We start from the raw sequence: 17,453 nt of genomic DNA, 5'->3' as shown, positions 1-17,453 counted from the left end.
CAGAGAGACAGACCATGGTGCGTATCGCGCTTGACCCCACGCCCTTCCACCACACCAACTCCCTTCTGGAGTTCCCGCAGGTGGCAGCCGACCTCGGCTACGAGTGGCTCCAGATGACCCCCCACGACGACTTCATTCCGTTCTTCAACCACCCGAAAGCTGACGACGAGCTGGTGCGTCAGCTGAAGAAGGCCTGCCAGGACGCCGGTGTCGGGATCGCCTCGACGTTGCCGGTGCTGCGCTGGTCGGGTCCCGACGAGGACGCCCGCGAGGCTGCCGTGCGCTATTGGAAGCGCGCGATTCAGATCACCGTCGACCTGGGCGTCCAGCTCATCGGCACCGAGTTCTCGGGCCGTCCGGAACGCGCCGAGGAGTCCGAGCGCGCCTTCTACAGGTCCATGGAGGAGCTCGTACCGATCATCGAACGCGAGGGGCTCACCGTCTGCATCGACCCCCACCCGGATGACTTCGTCGAGAACGGTCTCGCCGCGTGGCGGGTCATCCGCGGGATCAACTCCCCCAACCTGGGCATGGTGTACGTCGCCTCCCACACCTTCCACATGCAGGAGGCGCCGTTGGACATCATGTCCGCGGCCGGCTCACGCCTCCGCATCGCGCACGTCTCCGACACCATGGACCATTCGGCGAGCCACGGGCTGCGATACATCACCAATCCACCTGGCAACCAGGTCCGCGTCCACCAGCACCTCAAGATCGGCGACGGGGACATCAAATGGGACGAGTTCTTCGCAGGCTTGAAGAAGATCGGCTTTCTCGACCGTGACGACACGGTGCTGTGCTCCTCGGTGTTCGCCGAGAACGAGGCCAACAGCGCGACGGCGGTCTACCAACGCGAGGCCATCGAGAAGTACGTCAGCGAGGCCGGCTGAGTCCGCGTCACAAGCACGCCACCACGTTCTTCGAAGACAAACCAGGCAGGAGCCCTTTCATGAAGACCATCGAACACTGGATCGCCGGCAAGCCCACGACCGGGACCAGTGATCGCGTCGGAGCCGTCTACAACCCCGCCACCGGCGAGCAGCAGGCCGAGGTGCTGCTGGGTTCGGTGGGCGACGTCGAGTCCGCCATCGCCGCCGCCCAGGACGCCTTCCCGAGCTGGTCACAGACCTCGGTCAGCGCGCGCACCAAGATCATGTTCGCATTCCGCGAGCTGGTGAACCGGCATGCGGCAGAGATCGCCGAGCTGATCACCGATGAGCACGGCAAGGTGCTCTCCGACTCGCTGGGTGAGGTCCAGCGTGGGATGGAAGTGATCGAGTTCGCGTGCGGCATCCCCACGCTGCTCAAAGGTGACTACTCCGACCAGGTATCGACCAATGTCGACACCTATTCCTTCCGCGAGCCACTGGGCGTGGTCGCCGGGATCACGCCCTTCAACTTCCCGGCCATGGTGCCGATGTGGATGTTCCCCGTCGCCATCGCCTGTGGCAATACCTTCGTCCTGAAGCCGTCCGAGCGGGTCCCCTCGGCCGCAATGAGGATCGCCGAGCTGTGGCAGGAGGCAGGTCTGCCGGACGGTGTCTTCAACGTCGTCAACGGCGACAAGGTCGCCGTCGACACGATCCTGGACTCACCCGATGTCGCGGCAGTGTCGTTCGTCGGTTCTACGCCCATCGCGAAGTACATCCACGAACGCGGCAGCGCGAACGGCAAGCGGGTGCAGGCGCTCGGCGGCGCCAAGAACCATGCCGTCATTCTCCCCGACGCCAACATCGACTTCGCCGCCGACCACCTGGCGGCGGCGGCGTTCGGCTCGGCGGGCGAGCGTTGCATGGCTATCTCCGCGGCCGTGGCGGTCGGATCCGCTGGCGATCTCATCCTGGAAGCGGTGAACGAGCGCGCTCGTGCGGTGCAGGTCGGCTCCGGTCGCGTCGCGGGCAACGAAATGGGTCCTGTTGTCACCCAGGCGGCCCAGGAGCGCATCATCGGTCTCATCGGGACGGGCGAGGAGCAGGGAGCCACCCTCACCGTGGACGGCCGTGACCTGAAGGTGCCCGGCTACGAGAACGGGTTCTTCGTCGGTCCCACCGTCATCGACCAGGTGTCGACGTCCATGGATGTCTATCGTGAAGAGATCTTCGGTCCCGTCCTGTCGGTCGTCCGCTCGGGATCGGTCGAGGAGGCGATCGCCCTCATCAACGCCAACCCCTACGGCAACGGCACGGCGATCTTCACCAACTCCGGTGAGGCTGCCCGGACTTTCCAGCGAGGCGTCCACGTCGGCATGATCGGCATCAACGTGCCGGTCCCCGTGCCCATGGCCTTCTACTCCTTCGGTGGCTGGAAGAACTCGCTGTTCGGCGACAAGCACGTCCACGGCCCCGAGGGTGTGGCGTTCTACACCCGCGCCAAGGTGGTCACGGCCAGGTGGCCGCACGTCGACCACGCCAGCGAGGCTTCCTTCCACTTCCCCACAGCCAAGTGAACGCCTGATGTCCCAGCTGGAGCTCCTCACCCTCGGGCGCGTGGGGGTGGACCTCTACCCCCAGCAGCACGGCCCGCTCAAGGACGTCACGGCGTTCTCGAAGTTCCTCGGTGGCACTGCGACCAACGTGGCGGTGGGCGCTGCCCGGCTTGGCCACCGAACCGCCGTCCTCACGAAGGTGGGCGCGGACGGCTTCGGCGACTTCGTCCGTGAGGCGCTCCAAGGATTCGGCGTCGACCCGACCTATGTCGGTACGTGCGCCGAGCTGCGTACCCCCATCGTCTTCTGTGAGCTCGACCCGCCGGAGGATCCGCCGCTCCTGTTCTACCGGGAGCCGATGGCTCCCGACCTCACGATCGAGAAGGACGACGTGCCGTGGGACGTCGTCAAGGAGGTGCCGATCCTGTGGGTCACCGGAACCGGGGTGTCCGTCGAGCCCTCGCGAACCACGCAGCTCGCCATGCTCGAGGCCCGGGGCCGTCCTGCGACGGGGACAGGGCGACACACTGTGCTGGACCTCGACTGGCGTGCCATGTTCTGGCCGTCGCCCACTGAGGCCCGCCGGGAGTACTCAGCCATGCTCGACCAGGTCACCGTTGCCGTGGGCAACCGCGACGAGGTCGAGGTCGCGGTGGGCACGAGGGACCCGCACGAAGCGGCCGACCGCCTGCTTGCCCGCGGGTTGGAGCTCGCGCTGGTGAAGATGGGCGGTGAGGGGGTGCTCGTGGCCACGCAGGACACGCGCTCCATCGTGCCGCCACACCCCGTGGAGGTGGTCTGCGGCCTCGGCGCCGGCGACGCCTTCGGCGGAGCCCTGGTGCACGGACTGCTCTCCGGATGGGGACCGGTCCGGATCGCCGAATATGCCAATGCAGCAGGCGCGATCGTCGCGTCACGCCTCGCCTGCGCCGATGCCATGCCCACGCTCGCCGAGCTGGACGCAATCGTGACCTCACGAGGAGCACACGCATGACCCAGACCGCCACGGCTGTCGACCACGCCGTACCGACCTTGACCCACGAGCAGTGGTCCGACCTGCTGGAGGTGCGGGCGACCGACCCCGGCGCCGTCGCACGGGCCTATTCCTCGCGCCGCAGGCCGGCGCCGCTGCTCTCCCAGAAGAACACGCTGTTCCTGGTGGCAGCGGACCACCCTGCACGCGGTTCTCTGAGCGCCGGCGGCGACACGATGGCGATGGCTGACCGTAGGTCGCTGCTCGCGCGGATGGTGGCGGCGCTGGAGAACCCGGACGTCGACGGGGTGCTGGGTTCACCGGACGTCGTCGAGGAGCTGTTGCTGCTCGGCGCACTGGAGGGCAAGGTCGTCATCGGGTCCATGAACCGCGGTGGGCTCGACGGGGCGTCCTGGACCATGGACGACCGATTCACCGGGTACGACGCCGCCAGCATCGCCGAGTGCCGGCTCGAGGGCGGCAAGATGCTGCTGCGCATCGACGACCAGGACGCTTCGACGGCTGGCACGATCGAGGCGTGCGCCCAGGCTGTCACTGAGCTTGCCGCCAAGGAACTGGTGGCCATGGTGGAACCCTTGCCCTACCACCGCGGCGAGGACGGCGGCCTGACCCTGCTGAAGGACGCTCGCTCGCTCGCCCGCGCCATCACCATCGCCAGCGCCCTCGGCACGACCAGCTCGTACACCTGGCTGAAGATGCCGGCGTGCGATGAACCGGACGCGGTCTACGCCAGCACGACCTTGCCGTGCGTCGTGCTGGGGGGCGTACCCGGTCCCGACCCCGCTGCGGACCTCGAGTCGTGGGGGCAGGCGTTGGTCCAGCCCACTGTCCGCGGACTCGTGATCGGCCGGGCCCTGCTCTACCCGCCGAACGGCGACGTGCGGTCCGCCGTGGCCTCCGCCGCTGCCGTGCTGCGTGCCGCGCACTCAGGACAGCCGGCGGCATGACCATCCATCGCCCCCGGGTTGAGGGTCGGCAAGACCCGGTGCTGCTAACCCCAGATGACGCCAGCTGGTCTTGGACCGGCCTCAGGGTTCTGCAGCTCCTGGCCGGGGAGACGCGCATCGTGGAGACCGGGGACGCGGAAGCCTTCGTCCTGCCGCTCGAGGGGTCGCTCCGGGTCGACGTGCCGGGTGAGGCCACCTTCGACCTGGTCGGGCGACCCTCCGTGTTCAGTCGGGTCACCGACTTCGCCTACGTAGGACGGGATTCCACCATGCACCTCACGAGCAAGAAGGATGCGCTGGTCGCCCTCCCCAGCTCGAAGTGCATCCGCCGTCTGGCGCCGGCATACGGCTCTGCGGAGGACGTCCCGGTGGAGGTACGGGGCGCAGGGAACGCAAGCCGTCAGGTCACCAACTTCGGCGTACCGGGGGTGTGGGACCACGCCGACAAGCTGATCTGCTGCGAGCTGATCACGCCACCCGGCAACTGGTCGAGCTACCCGCCGCACAAGCACGACGCCAGCGAACCCTGCACGGTGGTCAACGAGGAGATCTACTACTACCGGATCGCCGGTCAGGACCAGGTCACACCGTCGCGGCAGGGCGTCGGCTACCACCGCACCTACACCGGGCCTGAGCACGAGGCGGCCGGTCTCCCCCCGATCGACGAGACGATCGAGGTCCGCGACCACGACGTGGTGCTGGTGCCGCACGGCTACCACGGCCCGTGCGTTGCTGCGCCCGGCTACCCCATGTACTACCTCAACATCATGGCGGGCCCCGCCGACGACCGAGCGCTGGCGTTCTGCGACGACCCGGACCATGGATGGGTCCGTGACAGCTGGGTGGACCAACAGACCGACCCACGATGTCCGGTGACGTCGGCGTCCGGACGGCTAGACCAGATCACCGCTACCTCCCGCGAAGGGCACAGCTGATGACCGAGACCGTTCGCCTGACCACTGCTGAGGCGCTGGTGCGCTGGCTCGTGGCTCAGAAGTCCGAGTTGCTCGACGGCAGCACCGCTCCCCTCTTCCCGGGTGTCTTCGGGATCTTCGGGCACGGCAACGTTCTCGGGCTTGGCGTCGCGCTTCACGAGCATCGCGACGAGATCCCCACCTGGCGGGGTCAGACCGAGCAGGGCATGGCCCTCGCGGCGGTGGCCTACGCGCGGGCCATGGACCGCCGACAGGTCATGGTGGCCACCAGCTCGGTGGGACCTGGCGCGCTCAACATGGTGACGGCGGCCGGGCTCGCGCACGCCAACCGTCTCCCCATCCTGCTCCTGCCCGGGGACACGTTCACCGGACGGGCACCCGATCCGGTGCTGCAACAGGTCGAGCACTTCGGGGACCCGACGACCTCGGTCAACGACGCCTTTCGGTCGGTGTCTCGCTACTTCGACCGCATCACCCGGCCGGAACAGCTGCTGAGCACTCTGCCGCAGGTCGCCCGTGTGCTGACCGACCCGGCCGACTGCGGCCCCGTCACGCTGGCGCTGCCCCAGGACGTGCAGGCGGAGGAGTACGACTTCCCTGTCGCGATGTTCGCCGAGCGGGTGCACCGCGTCCCGCGGCCCCGACCCGATGTCGCCGACCTCGCGTCGGCCGCCAACTTGGTGCGTGAGGCCCGGCGGCCCCTGCTCGTCCTCGGCGGTGGCGTGCGCTACTCCGGGGCGGGCGCAGAGGCGATCGCGTTCGCCGAACAGCACCACATTCCGGTGGTCGAGACCGTCGCGGGCCGCACCTTGGTGCCGCACGAGCATCCGCTCTTCGGCGGCGCCCTGGGCATCATCGGCTCGTCCTCGGCCAACGCCCTGGCGCTGGAGGCCGACCTCGTCCTCGCAGTAGGCACCCGGTTGCAGGACTTCACGACCTCGTCCTGGACGGGCTTCGCGTCCGACCTACGTCTCATCACGATCAACGCGGCACGTTTCGACGCCGTGAAGCATGCCGCTCACGCCGTCACCGGTGACGCCCGCGAGGCCCTCGTCGAGCTCGGCAGCCTCCTGGGTGACATCCACTTCGATGAGTCCTGGGCCGCCCGTGCCGCACAGCTCAAGCGCTCCTGGGACGACCATGTCGACATCGTGCGGGGCGGAGTCGGCCCGGAGGGAGTGCTGACCTACGCCACCGTCACCGGGATCGTCAACGATGCCTCGACCCCGGACGACTATGTGCTGTCGGCCTCCGGAGGCATGCCCGGCGAGCTCCACGGAGGCTGGCGCACAGGTGAGGTGAAGCACGGCACCGCTGCCACCTCGGGCGCGACCATGGACCTGGAGTACGGCTTCTCGTGCATGGGCTACGAAGTCGTCGCCCCCTGGGGTGCAGCCATGGCGCGTGAGCAAACCCACCCGAACGGGATCGTCACGTCCATCTTTGGCGACGGGTCCTACCTGATGCTGAACAGCGAGATCTACTCCGCTGCCTTCGCTGGCCACCCCTACGTCGCCGTCCTCTGCGACAACGAAGGCTTCGCGGTCATCCATCGGCTGCAGACCAGTCAAGGTGCCGCTGGCTTCAACAACCTCCTCCAGGACTCCCGCGGTCCCGGGGCAAGCGAGGACGGAGTGCGCGTCGACTTCGCCGCCCACGCAGCGGCCCTGGGAGCACACGTCGAGGTGGTTCCGGCCGGCTCGAGCGACGCTGACTTCAGGGCGGCGTACACCCGAGCCCGGGACGCAGCGCGAGCACAACGGCGCCCTGCGGTGGTCACGTGTGTCATCGCCAAGGCCACCTGGACCGAGGCCGGGGCGTGGTGGGAGACCGGTGTCCCGGCCAGCTTGTCCGGCCACGAGTCGTACACCGAGGCCAAGCAACGACAGGTGCGTTGGCTCCCATGAGCACCGCCGTCCGGCTCGGCATCGTCGGGTACTCGGTGGGCGGGCGGTTGTTCCACGCACCATTCGTCGAGGCCGCCGAAGGCATCGAGCTCGCGGGAGTCGTCACCCGCGACCCCCAGCGCCGCACTCAGCTGAAGACCGACCACCCCGGCGTGCCGGTCTTCGACTCCCTGGCCGAGATGCTCGCTCACGGTCACATCGAGGCAGTCACCATCACCACACCTCCCGGGACCCGGCGCGAGCTGGTGCTGGACGCTGTCGCTGCCGGCGTCCACGTGGTGGCGGACAAGCCGTTCGCACCTGCCGCCACGGGAGGCCGCGAGTTGGCCGATGCCGCGCAGCGCGCGGGCGTGCTGCTGAACGTGTTCCACAACCGGCGGTGGGACGCCGACGTGCAGACCCTGAGAGGGTTGCTCGAGGACGGCAGGCTCGGCGAGCTGTGGCGCGTGCACTCCAGGTTCGACCTTGACCAGCCGGACCTCCTCGAGGCCGGCCCCGCCGGCGGCCTGCTGCGCGATCTGGGCGCCCACGTCATCGACCAGATGGCCTGGCTGTTGGGTCCGGTCCGGTCCGTGACCGCCCACCTCGATCTCGTGCACCTCCCAGAAGGTGAGACAGACGCCGGCTTCGTCGTGCAGATGCACCACGTCAGCGGCGTGCTTTCGGTCGTCGAGTCCAGCAAGCTCAACCATCTCGACGCGCGAGAGCTTCGCGCCTACGGCTCGAAGGGCAGCTTTCGCCACGTGGGTATCGACGTCCAGGGACAGGCCCTCTTCGCCGGCCAGCGCCCAGCCGACGACCTCGAGAACTGGGGGCGCGGTGCCACGGGCGGCGTCCTGTCCACCGCGAGCGGCGACGTCGAACTCGCGTCGGCCCGCGGCGGCTACCAGGACTTCTACACGGCCTTCGCGGCGGCAATCCGGGTAGGCGGAGACGGCCCGTCTCCTGCGCACGACGCCATCGCAACCCTGGCAATCCTCGACGCCGCCCGCCAGAGCGCCGCCACAGGGACCAGCATCACCGTCCCATCCCACTGAACTCGTCCATGCACACCATCATCCGGAGGCAGCCATGTCCGCACGTCCCCCGCTCCACTGCCTCACGCTGGCCACCGCACCGGACTCATGGGGGGTGTGGTTCGCCCAGGACCCGCACCAGGTGACCTGGGACGTCTACCTCGACGAGATCGCTCGGGCCGGCTACGCCTACACCGAGCTGGGCCCTCAGGGCTTCATGCCGCAAGATCCAGAACAGCTCAAGGACGAGCTGGCCGCCCGGGACCTCAAGGTGTGCGGCGGCACGGTGTTCGCCGGCCTGCACAAGGGCGCGGAGGCGCTCGAGCAGGCCAAGATCGAGTTCGGCCAGGAGGCTCGACTGCTCTCTGCCCTGGGCGCGGAGTACCTGGTGCATCTACCCGAGCAGTACACCGACCAGCACACGGGTGAGTCCATTCAGGGCGTCGACATGGACCAGGACCAGTGGACCAACCTGGTCACCGGCACCGACGAGCTGGCGCGCTTCATCTACGAGTCGTACGGCGTCAAGCTGGTCTTCCACCCACACGCCGACACCCACGTCGACACCCAGGATCGGATCGAGCGCTTTCTCGCCGACACCGACCCCGGGCTGGTGAACCTCTGCCTGGACACCGGACATGTGGCCTACTGCGAGGGAGACAACGTCGACATCGTGCACAAATTTCCCGAGCGGATCACCTACGTCCACCTGAAGTCCGTCGACGCGAAGGTCCGTGCGCACGTGCTGGCCCAGGACCTGCCGCTCTCGGACGCCGTGCAGCTCGGCGTCATGTGCGAGCCATGGGACGGCGAGCCGGACATGCCGACGTTCCTCGGCGCACTGGGCGACCTCGACCGCGACATCTACACGGTCATCGAACAGGACCTCTACCCGGTGACAGCGGACGTGCCGCTCCCGATCGGCGCCCGCACCGCCGGCTACTACGCCGGCTGTGGGCTCGGCCCCGTGCGCCGGTGGCGCGGGTCCAGGTAACGCACCTTCCGTGACCCCTGCGGTAGCTGACTCGCCAACTGAGCGCTGGTCCATGCCGACGGGCACTCGACCGCGGTAGGAGTGTGCGCAAGGTCATGCCCCCACCTATTGGAACGTTCCAAGAATGACGGGAGAATGGAGTCACCGCCCTCAATACCCGGGAGACACCATGTCCCACACCGCAGTGAACGAGAAGCTCTCGTCCTTGGAGCAGCAGTACACCGAGTCCATCCGCCGCGCGCTTGATGACAATGATCACGACACCGTCATCCGCTTGACAGCGTCGTACGACGCAAAGGCGCGTCGGCTGAACGAGTTGAAGGACCCACACCTCACCCCCGTGCGGCGCATGGCACTCCGCGCACTGGCTCTGGTCGGCTGAGCTCTACCCGGTCAACGGTGCGGTGGCTGACCGCTGCTCGCTCGGAGACCGCCGTCGACCGGGAGGATGACGCCGGTGACGAACCTCGCATCGCGACCGGCCAGGAAGGCGATCACGTCGGCCACCTCTTCCGGTTCGGCCGACCGACCCATCGGGATGCGCCGGTGGAACTCCGCAACATCTTCGGCGGGGATGTCCCGTACCGCGTCGGTCGAGGTCAGGCTCGGCGCCACTGCGTTCACCCTCACCCCGCGCCCGGCCAGCTCGACTGCCAAGGACCTGGTCAGGTTGACCACGGCGCCCTTGGCGGCGTTGTACATCGTCATGCCCGGGTCTCCCCCGAGGCCCGCGAGGGAGGCCACGTTGACGATGCTGCCGCGCGCTGCGAGCAGGGCTGGCAGCATCATCTGCGTGACGATCACCACCGACTCTACGTCCACGGCCATCACCTCCCGCCAGTCGGCGAGCGTGACTGCTTCGATCCTTGCGGTGCGGGAGATCCCGGCGTTGTTCACCAGGACGTCCACTCGGCCGAAGGCATCCCGCGTTGCGCCGGCCATGGCAGCGACCGCGTCGGGATCGGTGACGTCGCATACAGAGGAGATCGACCCGGGTCCGGTCAACAGGGCCGCCGTCTCCAGGAGCGCCGACTCCCGCCGACCCGCCAACGTCAGTCGGTAGCCGTCAGCAGACAGGCGGCGCGCGGTGGCCCGCCCGATGCCGGAGCCGGCGCCCGTGATCACCGCAACCGGAGCATGTGAACTGACGTCGCTCATGCCGGCCTCTTCGCAAGCGCGTCGCTGCTGCCGAACAGGGCCTCGAGGGACGCGCCAATCTCCCCCATCATGCGCTCGCACTCGTCGACGGCGGCGCCCATCCAGAGGAAGCCGTGGATGGTGCCCGGGTAGTGATGATGGTGCACCAGGACGCCCTCCTGGCTGAGCCGCTCGGCGTAGGTGAAGGCCTCGTCGCGGAGCACGTCGAATCCTGCAGTGACCACGACCGCGGGAGGAAGACCGGTCAGCGAGGGTGACCGGAGCGGGCTCACCAGGGGCGTCTCCCGCAGCTGTTCGTCGGGAACGTACTGCTCCCACGACCAAGCCATGTCCACGGTCGTGAGGCCGAAGCCCTCGGCCATGTCCCGCGCCGATGGGGTTTCCAAGGCCCAGTCGAGCGCGGGATAGATCAGCACCTGGACAGCCGGCTCTGGAGCTTGCTCCGCTCGCGCCTTGAGACACACAGCTGCGGCGAGGTTTCCGCCGGCGCTGTCTCCCAGGACGCCGATCCGGGTGGGGTCGATCCCTAGGTCAGCGGCGTGCTCGACGGTCCACAGCCAGCCGGCGAAGCAGTCGTGCAGCGGCGCGGGATACGGGTGCTCCGGCGCCTTCTGATAGTTCACCGCGACGACGGTGCAGCCCGTGGCGTTGGCGAGCGCTCGGAACGGGCGGTCGGCGAGGTCGATGTTGCCGACGATCCAGCAGCCGCCGTGGAACGCGACCAGTGCCGGGAGGTCGGCCTCGGCGTCGGGTCGGTAGATCCGGATCGGCAGCTCTGCCGTGGGCCCGGGGATAAAGCGGTTCTCCACGGCGGCGACCTGCTGCGGCGCGCCCATGTAGGGCACCCACGCATACTGACCCGCGCGGGACTCAGCAACCGGAGCCTTGTGCATCGGTCGTCCGCCGGCGCGCTCTCGCTCGTCCAGGACTGCCTGCGCCTGCGGGTTGGGAACGCGGTCGCTGCGGGTGCTCACTGGTAGAAGTTCCGCGGCCATCCGTGCTCCTCCAGAGCGGTGAGGAGCTCGGTCGGGAAGGGTTCGGCGTCGGAGTACGCGACGTTCATGTCCACCTCTCGCGCTGTGAGCATCCCCGGAATCACAGTGGACACCTCCGGCGAAGACAACGTGTAACGCATGGCGGCTTCGGCAAGCGTCGAGTAGTACGGCGCACACAGGTCTTTCAGCGCTTCCACGCGCCCCAAGGTCTCTCGGAACCGGTCACCGCGGAAGAGCCATGCGGGGACCGAGTCCTGCGGCCAGCTGGCGTACGTGCCTGCCGTCCAGTGGCCGATGAGCGACCCCGAGTCGAAGGGCACTCGGGCGATGAAGCCCGAGCCTCCCTGCGCCCCCGCCGGGAAGAGGAAGTGGCGGGGTCGCTGCTCGAACATGTTGAACACGACCTGCAGCGAGTCGACGAGCCCACAGCTGGCCAGGTCCACACCGTCCTCCGGCCGGTAGTCGCGGATCGAGACACCGATCCGGTCGATCTTCCCCTCCTGCCTCAGAGCCAGTAGTGCTTCGAGCCAGTCGAGCTGCGTAATCCCTTGAGGGAACCAGCCGTGCAGCTGGAAGAGGTCGATGCGGTCCACTCCGAGCCGCTTGAGGGAGTCGTCGACGTTCTTGCGGACGTACCACTCCGGATAGCGCCCCCGCATCTGCGGATCCCCTTCCGAAGCCGCCGGCCACTGCACCGGACGAACCTTGGTGGCGACGTACACCTTCTCGCCGTCCCAACGCCTCAGGGCCTCGCCGATGACCTCCTCGCTGTGGCCCTCGCCGTAGAACTCGGCCGTGTCGACGAAGTTCACGCCGCGCGAGAACGCATGGAGGAGCGTTGCGATGGAGGCCTCGTCGTCCACCGCACCCCACTCGCCCCCGAGCTGCCACCCGCCGAAGGCGATCTCACTGATGTCCCAGCCGGTGCGGCCCAGCTGCCGGTACTGCATGCCGTCTCGATCCCTTCGCGGGTGTATGTCGTCTGGATTGCGGGTGATCAGAGGTCAAGCACGAGCTGCGGGGTGCAGGAGCGAGAGACGCAGATCATCATGCAGGTGCCCGACTCCTGCTCTTCCTCGTCGAGGACCGAGTCGCGGTGGTCCGGTACTCCGTCGACAACCCTGATCTCGCACGTGCCGCACGTCCCCTCCTCACACGACGAGCGCACACCGACTCCTGCCTGCTCTACGGCAGCGAGGATCGACTGCTCCGGCGGGACCGTCACGGTGAGCCCGCTGCGCTGGAGGTGCACCTCGAAGGGCGTCTTGAGGACAGGTTCGGTGAGCGGCTTGGCAACGAATCGCTCCATGTGGAGCGACCGTTTGGGCCAGGACTCGCATGCTCGCTCCACTGCGTTGAGCAGGGGCTCCGGTCCACAGCAGTAGACCTTCGTGTCGGGCAGTGGCGTTCCCAGCATGCCCTGGAGGTCGAGCAGACCGGTTTCGTCCTGAGGCAGGATCGCCACCTTCTCGCCGTACGCCTCGAGCTCGTCGAGGAAGGCCATCGAGCTGCGGGCGCGCCCGCCGTAGACCAGCTGCCACGCTGCTCCCGCATCCTCGGCGGCCCGAATCATCGGCAAGATGGGCGTGATGCCGATGCCTCCAGCGACGAAGAAGTAGCGAGGGGACTCCACGAGCCCGAAGTTGTTACGGGGGCCGCGGACTCGCACCTCATCACCGACGGCGAGCTGGTCGTGCACGTACAGCGACCCCCCGCTGCCATTGACGTCACGCAGGATGCCGAGCCGCCATGTCTGGTGGTTGGAGGGATCGCCGGACAAGGAGTACTGGCGGGTTGCGACGTCCCGGATGATCAGGTCGACGTGCGCGCCTGCCTCCCAACGCGGCAGCGGTTCGTCGTCGAGTGGGCGAAGAGTGAGGGCTACGACCCCTTCCGACACCACCTTCTTGCCCGCGACCTTCATGGCGGTCTCGAGCTCGCGCGTGGCGAGGGCGACCCGCGTGCTCAGGTGCTGGACCTCCTCGAGGTGCGCCGTGGACGCGTGCGGCTTGGTGGTCCGCTCGACCTGTCCCAGCGGTACGAAACGGACAGGCAGGCTGGAGAAGCCGCGGACCATCTGCTTGACCCAGCGCTCTGGGTTGCCGACAACGCGGACCTCCACCCCATCCAGGACGGAGACGAGCTCCTCCACGACCACTTGCGCGACAAGCCGCGCCAAGGGGGCGCCCATGCAGGCGTGGATGCCCTCGCCGAAGCTCATGATCCTGTTCTCGGAGCCGATCGTGCGATGGATGTCGAAGCGGTCAGCGTGCTCGTAGATGGACTCGTCGCGGTTCGCGGATCCGAGCAGGACCATGACTCGAGAGTCGGCGGGGATGGTGACCCCTCCCATGGTCACGTCCGAGGTCGTCTGACGGCACAGGTTGGTGCCGGGAGTGTCGAAGCGAAGAGTCTCCTGGACGAACGCCTTCACCTTGGTGGGGTTGGCGCGCAGATACTCCTGCAGCGGGGGGAACTTGTCGAGGAGCGCCACGCAGTTCGTGACCAGCGCAGCCGGCGCATCAGTCGAGGCCGACAGGACCAGGTGCGCCAGGCCGGCCTGCTCCGCCGCGTCCAGGACTCCCCGCTCACCCGCCAACAGGATCTGGCTGATGACATCGAGGCCTGGCTCGGCCCCGGCATCCAGCTCTGCGCGACGCGCGGCCATCACCCCGTGAATGTGCTCTTCGGCTTCACGGTTCGAGACGGCGGCATCGTCGGGCAGGCCGAACTGACCCACCGTCCGCGCCATCGAACGCAGCAGGTGCTCCTGCCAGAAGACGCTCTCCCCCACCGGCGCGCCGAGGAACCTCAGCCCCGCGTCGAACACGATGGGCAACGCCACCTCGCCTGCGATGTCGCCACCGCCCCGACTTCGTAGCCCCACAAGAAGCTCGCTGGCCAGCTCTCGGATGTGCGGCTCGAGCGCCAGGATCCCCCGGCCGGCGAACGACGGCTGCACGACGTCTCGGATGACTGAGTGGTGCGGCTCGTCGAGGGCAATCAGGTTGCCGGGCCCGTAGGAGTCGTGCGTGCCATCCATGTCGTTGCCCAGCGCGTTGACGAAGTGCTGGTGGTCCGCCAGGCACTGCTTGACCTCCGCGTAGCGCGAGAGCACCCACAGGTCGCGTCGCGGGTTGTAGTACACCGGCGCCTGCTCGCGGAGCTGCGCGTAGACGTCGTACGGGTGGTCGTACGCCGCGTAGGACAGCGGGTCGTAGAACACACCTAGACCAACGGTCGGCCCGGCGGACGTCAAGGCAACTCCGCCATCAGCGGGCGGGACCACAGGCGACTGGGTGTCCGTCGACATCGGTGACTCGCTTCCTGGGCTACACCTCACTAGCACGTGCTAGTGATGGAGGTAACATGGTCAGTCCCAGACGGCGACTTTGTCAAGACATTTGGGCGCGTGGTCGTCCGGTACTCGAGCGCACGATCAGCGTGACGGGGCTGACGTCCTCGACCGGGCGTGCGTCAGGTTCGCTCACCCGTCGCAGGGCCGCATCCACCGCTCGCCGTCCCAACTCCACAGGGTCTTGCCGGACTGTCGTCAGGTCGACCGCGGACAGACCAGCGAAGCGGCTGTCGTCGAAGCCGGTCACCGATACCTCGTTCGGCACCGAGACACCGGCCCGGGCAAGGGTCAGCAGGACACCAACCGCTGCCTGGTCGTTGCCCATCACCACAGCCGTGGGCAAGGAGGACCTGGCCAACAGAAGCCGGCCGGCTGCCGAACCACACTCCTCCGTGTAGTTCCCGGCCAGCTCGATCACGTCTGGCTCCAGCGCAAGCTGCCGCACCGCACGCAGGTAGCCCGCGAGCCGGAGTGACCCGGACGGCAAGGAGGAGGCGTGAACGTAGGCGATGGCGGTGTGTCCGAGGTCGGCCAGGTGTTGAACACAGTGGGCGATCCCATCGTCCCCGGCCGAGCGCACCACGTCGTACGTGCGGTTGTGTCGGCCGGCCCCGACAGCCACCAGAGGGACGTTGGCCCGCCGGGCCAGGGCCCGCAGCTGAGCTTGGCCCAGGTCGGACCCGATGACGATCAGCGCGGCGCAGCGGTATCCGAGAAGCTCTCCGACTGCCTGCGTGCTGTCGCGGGTCGCCGTGGTGGCGCTCAGGACCACCTGGAAACCGCGCTCCAACGCGAAGGGATAGATCGCTTGAACGATGTCAGGCTCAGTCGAGTGCGCCGGAGCGAACACCACGCCCAGCTGCTTGCTGGAGTACTGTCTGAGCACTCGGGCGCCGACGTGCGGGTTGTACCCAAGCAGCTTCGCCGCCTCTTTGACGCGCCGGCGCGTTTCCGGGCTCGCGCCCGGCTTTTCTCGGAGCACCACGGAGACGAGTTGACGCGAGACCCCGAGGCTTTTCGCAACATCAGCCATCGTGACGTGATTCCCCCGACCGGCGCGACCTTCCTGCGATCCGGCTGCCCGGGGTTCTTCAGACAAGGACTCACTCCTCACGACGGGGGCGCCGCATCCGGACGCCCTGAGGTTAGCCGGACGGCCCGCGCATAGTGCTGTCGCGGCGCGGTCGAGAGGGACCAGGCGTCCGCCCCGTCCAGCGGAAAGCCCCGCGGCGGACGTGCGGACGCGCCGAGGCGGCCGTTGAGGGCATCCGGTGGCATTCGGTGGCATTCGGGGGCACGAAAAATGATTCACTCACGCCCCAGGTAACCGCAGGCCGGGGGAAACATCCCCTGACCTGCAGTTTTGTATGGGGCCGCCTGTCGGAATCGAACCGACGACCTAGTCATTACGAGTGATACTCGACCGGAGACGGCGTACGAGGCCTCCGGCCTGCGCAAATCCGGCGATGTCTCGCGCGTTCGGATCACTGTCGGTCACGTTCGGGCCTGGCGAGAGAGGTCCGATCACGAAGTTTGTGTTGAGTTTCTGTTGAGTAGCGAACCGCGGTTGGTGGTCGCTGAACCAGCTTGCGTGACAGCGGCCAGGCGCAGACCGACGTCAGACCGCGGTCCGCTCGACCGAAAGTGACATCAGATCGCGTAGGGCTCTCGCCAGCCGAGCGGCTACGGTCTCGGCCACGTCCCCTTGCTCCACGCCCGGGACCCAGCGGTCCACAGAATCCACAGTGTCGGGGTCAAGGGGAAGTCCCAGTGCGGCATAGCCGGAGGTGAGCATGTCGCGGACCGAGCCCGACGATTCGGCCATGACCACCGCCGAGAACAGGAACCCGTGGCGGAACAGGCGCTGTCCGGTACCGACCAGCTTGGCGCGCCCGGCCACGTTGACGCTCCACTCACCGTCGCAGTACTCACCAGGCACGGGTCCCACCCGCACGTCAGGCACACCCAGGTCACCCAGCGCCGCGGCGAGCGCCGCGCCGGCAACGGCGACTCTCTGCCGGAGATCCCGTCGCGGATCCGGGTGCCGGTTCCACAGGTGCACCACGACGGAGCCAGGGTCGTACGCCGCGAGGTGTCCACCAACGGGCCGAATGACCGGTTCGTACCCCGCGCTACGGCACTCCGCCACGGCACCGGAGTAGCCCGAAAGCAAGGCGTCGCGGCGGCTGAACGCGGCGGTCGGTGAGCAGCGCGAGAGCAGGATCACAGGGCCGGACACGTCCGCGGATCGGGCTGCCGCGAGCACACCGTCGAGGTCCGCCGAGCCAGCGACGAGACCGGGGCGGCGCAGCACGCTCACCTGGCCGTCACCAAAGGGCCAGCTCACCACAACGCCCTTCGTTCCTTCGCCTGGCGGTACAACCGACCGGCACGGTAGGACGAACGGACCAGGGGACCCGACAGGGCACCGGAGAAGCCGATCTGGTCGGCCTCGTCCTTGAGCTCGACGAACTCCTGGGGCTTGACCCAGCGCTCGACCGGGTGGTGACGCAGTGACGGGCGGAGGTACTGCGTGATGGTGATCAGCTCGCAGCCGGCGCCGTGCAGGTCGCGCAGCGCCTGGAGGATCTCCTCGAGGGTCTCGCCCATGCCCAGGATCAGGTTGGACTTGGTCACCAGGCCGAAGTCGCGGGCCTGGGTGATCACGTCGAGGGAGCGCTCGTAGCGGAACGCGGGACGGATCCGCTTGAAGATCCTCGGCAC

15 protein-coding genes, 1 tRNA gene and 1 pseudogene are annotated in these 17,453 nt (G+C 67.9%); 9 read left to right on the top strand and 8 right to left on the bottom strand.

From position 1 onward, the window contains the following. The first annotated feature begins 14 nt into the window (after nt 1–14). The 9 genes from JWN68_RS16155 to JWN68_RS16115 all read left to right on the top strand — a co-directional run bounded on the left by JWN68_RS16155 (nt 15) and on the right by JWN68_RS16115 (nt 9,600). Nucleotides 15–890: a sugar phosphate isomerase/epimerase family protein gene (locus tag JWN68_RS16155; RefSeq protein WP_297740754.1), complete on the top strand. Its 876-nt coding sequence runs from the start codon at nt 15–17 to the stop codon at nt 888–890. A gap of 59 nt (nt 891–949) precedes the next feature. Beyond that, nucleotides 950–2,446, top strand: a complete 1,497-nt coding sequence (locus tag JWN68_RS16150) for a CoA-acylating methylmalonate-semialdehyde dehydrogenase (protein ID WP_297740752.1) — start codon at nt 950–952, stop codon at nt 2,444–2,446. Nucleotides 2,447–2,453: 7 nt separating this feature from the next. After that, nucleotides 2,454–3,419, top strand: coding sequence for a 5-dehydro-2-deoxygluconokinase (gene iolC / locus JWN68_RS16145; RefSeq protein WP_297740750.1), 966 nt, complete (start codon nt 2,454–2,456; stop codon nt 3,417–3,419). Continuing rightward, entirely contained in the window at nt 3,416–4,366 is a 951-nt protein-coding gene (locus JWN68_RS16140; protein WP_297740749.1) for a hypothetical protein, read from the top strand. Before iolC ends, JWN68_RS16140 begins: the two co-directional genes overlap by 4 nt. Continuing rightward, nucleotides 4,363–5,301, top strand: a complete 939-nt coding sequence (gene iolB / locus JWN68_RS16135; protein WP_297740748.1) for a 5-deoxy-glucuronate isomerase — start codon at nt 4,363–4,365, stop codon at nt 5,299–5,301. Before JWN68_RS16140 ends, iolB begins: the two co-directional genes overlap by 4 nt. Continuing rightward, the gene (gene iolD, locus JWN68_RS16130) at nt 5,301–7,208 is read left to right on the top strand and encodes a 3D-(3,5/4)-trihydroxycyclohexane-1,2-dione acylhydrolase (decyclizing) (RefSeq protein ID WP_297740746.1); all 1,908 of its coding nucleotides are present in this window, start codon (nt 5,301–5,303) and stop codon (nt 7,206–7,208) included. The genes iolB and iolD overlap by 1 nt, the downstream gene beginning before the upstream one ends. Then, entirely contained in the window at nt 7,205–8,245 is a 1,041-nt protein-coding gene (locus JWN68_RS16125) for a Gfo/Idh/MocA family oxidoreductase (RefSeq protein WP_297740744.1), read from the top strand. The genes iolD and JWN68_RS16125 overlap by 4 nt, the downstream gene beginning before the upstream one ends. A gap of 34 nt (nt 8,246–8,279) precedes the next feature. Then, a complete protein-coding gene (locus JWN68_RS16120; RefSeq protein WP_297740743.1) occupies nt 8,280–9,218 on the top strand; it encodes a TIM barrel protein in 939 nt (312 codons plus the stop codon). A gap of 169 nt (nt 9,219–9,387) precedes the next feature. Then, a complete protein-coding gene (locus tag JWN68_RS16115; RefSeq protein ID WP_297740741.1) occupies nt 9,388–9,600 on the top strand; it encodes a hypothetical protein in 213 nt (70 codons plus the stop codon). Between the two features lie 11 nt (nt 9,601–9,611). On the opposite strand, the gene JWN68_RS16110 is transcribed toward JWN68_RS16115, so the two are convergent. From JWN68_RS16110 to JWN68_RS16075, 8 genes and pseudogenes are all read right to left on the bottom strand, one after another. Continuing rightward, nucleotides 9,612–10,376: an SDR family NAD(P)-dependent oxidoreductase gene (locus tag JWN68_RS16110; protein WP_297740739.1), complete on the bottom strand. Its 765-nt coding sequence runs from the start codon at nt 10,374–10,376 to the stop codon at nt 9,612–9,614. Further along, complete coding sequence (locus JWN68_RS16105; RefSeq protein ID WP_297740737.1) at nt 10,373–11,371, bottom strand: alpha/beta hydrolase; 999 nt, start codon at nt 11,369–11,371, stop codon at nt 10,373–10,375. The genes JWN68_RS16110 and JWN68_RS16105 overlap by 4 nt, the downstream gene beginning before the upstream one ends. Then, nucleotides 11,347–12,321 carry an aldo/keto reductase gene (locus tag JWN68_RS16100; protein ID WP_297740735.1) on the bottom strand — a complete coding sequence of 325 codons (975 nt, stop codon included), beginning with the start codon at nt 12,319–12,321 and terminating at the stop codon, nt 11,347–11,349. Before JWN68_RS16100 ends, JWN68_RS16105 begins: the two co-directional genes overlap by 25 nt. A 47-nt stretch (nt 12,322–12,368) precedes the next feature. After that, nucleotides 12,369–14,597: a cytochrome P450 gene (locus JWN68_RS16095; RefSeq protein ID WP_297740733.1), complete on the bottom strand. Its 2,229-nt coding sequence runs from the start codon at nt 14,595–14,597 to the stop codon at nt 12,369–12,371. 169 nt (nt 14,598–14,766) lie between these two features. Further along, nucleotides 14,767–15,762: a LacI family DNA-binding transcriptional regulator gene (locus JWN68_RS16090; RefSeq protein WP_297740730.1), complete on the bottom strand. Its 996-nt coding sequence runs from the start codon at nt 15,760–15,762 to the stop codon at nt 14,767–14,769. A 335-nt stretch (nt 15,763–16,097) separates the two neighbouring features. Then, nucleotides 16,098–16,163 (bottom strand) — tRNA-OTHER (locus JWN68_RS16085). A 184-nt stretch (nt 16,164–16,347) separates the two neighbouring features. Next, nucleotides 16,348–17,076 (bottom strand): hypothetical protein, encoded by a 729-nt coding sequence (locus JWN68_RS16080; RefSeq protein WP_297740728.1) that lies wholly within the window; start codon nt 17,074–17,076, stop codon nt 16,348–16,350. Next, nucleotides 17,073–17,453, bottom strand: a pseudogene (locus tag JWN68_RS16075) (lipoyl synthase); the annotation flags it as partial. The gene JWN68_RS16080 and the pseudogene JWN68_RS16075, both read right to left, overlap by 4 nt.

The sequence above is a fragment of the Nocardioides sp. genome (genome assembly GCF_025964975.1).
GTDB lineage: Bacteria > Actinomycetota > Actinomycetes > Propionibacteriales > Nocardioidaceae > Nocardioides.
This window is presented reverse-complemented; position numbering and strand designations above follow the sequence as displayed.

Bases quoted from the DNA above. Each gene is read 5' to 3' on its own strand.
- JWN68_RS16150 (WP_297740752.1), top strand. From the start codon at position 950: ATGAAGACCATCGAACACTGGATCGCCGGCAAGCCCACGACCGGGACC.
- iolD (WP_297740746.1), top strand. From the start codon at position 5,301: ATGACCGAGACCGTTCGCCTGACCACTGCTGAGGCGCTGGTGCGCTGG.
- iolB (WP_297740748.1), top strand. From the start codon at position 4,363: ATGACCATCCATCGCCCCCGGGTTGAGGGTCGGCAAGACCCGGTGCTG.
- JWN68_RS16125 (WP_297740744.1), top strand. From the start codon at position 7,205: ATGAGCACCGCCGTCCGGCTCGGCATCGTCGGGTACTCGGTGGGCGGG.
- JWN68_RS16155 (WP_297740754.1), top strand. From the start codon at position 15: ATGGTGCGTATCGCGCTTGACCCCACGCCCTTCCACCACACCAACTCC.
- JWN68_RS16115 (WP_297740741.1), top strand. From the start codon at position 9,388: ATGTCCCACACCGCAGTGAACGAGAAGCTCTCGTCCTTGGAGCAGCAG.
- JWN68_RS16110 (WP_297740739.1), bottom strand. From the start codon at position 10,376: ATGAGCGACGTCAGTTCACATGCTCCGGTTGCGGTGATCACGGGCGCC.
- iolC (WP_297740750.1), top strand. From the start codon at position 2,454: ATGTCCCAGCTGGAGCTCCTCACCCTCGGGCGCGTGGGGGTGGACCTC.
- JWN68_RS16105 (WP_297740737.1), bottom strand. From the start codon at position 11,371: ATGGCCGCGGAACTTCTACCAGTGAGCACCCGCAGCGACCGCGTTCCC.
- JWN68_RS16140 (WP_297740749.1), top strand. From the start codon at position 3,416: ATGACCCAGACCGCCACGGCTGTCGACCACGCCGTACCGACCTTGACC.
- JWN68_RS16090 (WP_297740730.1), bottom strand. From the start codon at position 15,762: ATGGCTGATGTTGCGAAAAGCCTCGGGGTCTCGCGTCAACTCGTCTCC.
- JWN68_RS16120 (WP_297740743.1), top strand. From the start codon at position 8,280: ATGTCCGCACGTCCCCCGCTCCACTGCCTCACGCTGGCCACCGCACCG.
- JWN68_RS16100 (WP_297740735.1), bottom strand. From the start codon at position 12,321: ATGCAGTACCGGCAGCTGGGCCGCACCGGCTGGGACATCAGTGAGATC.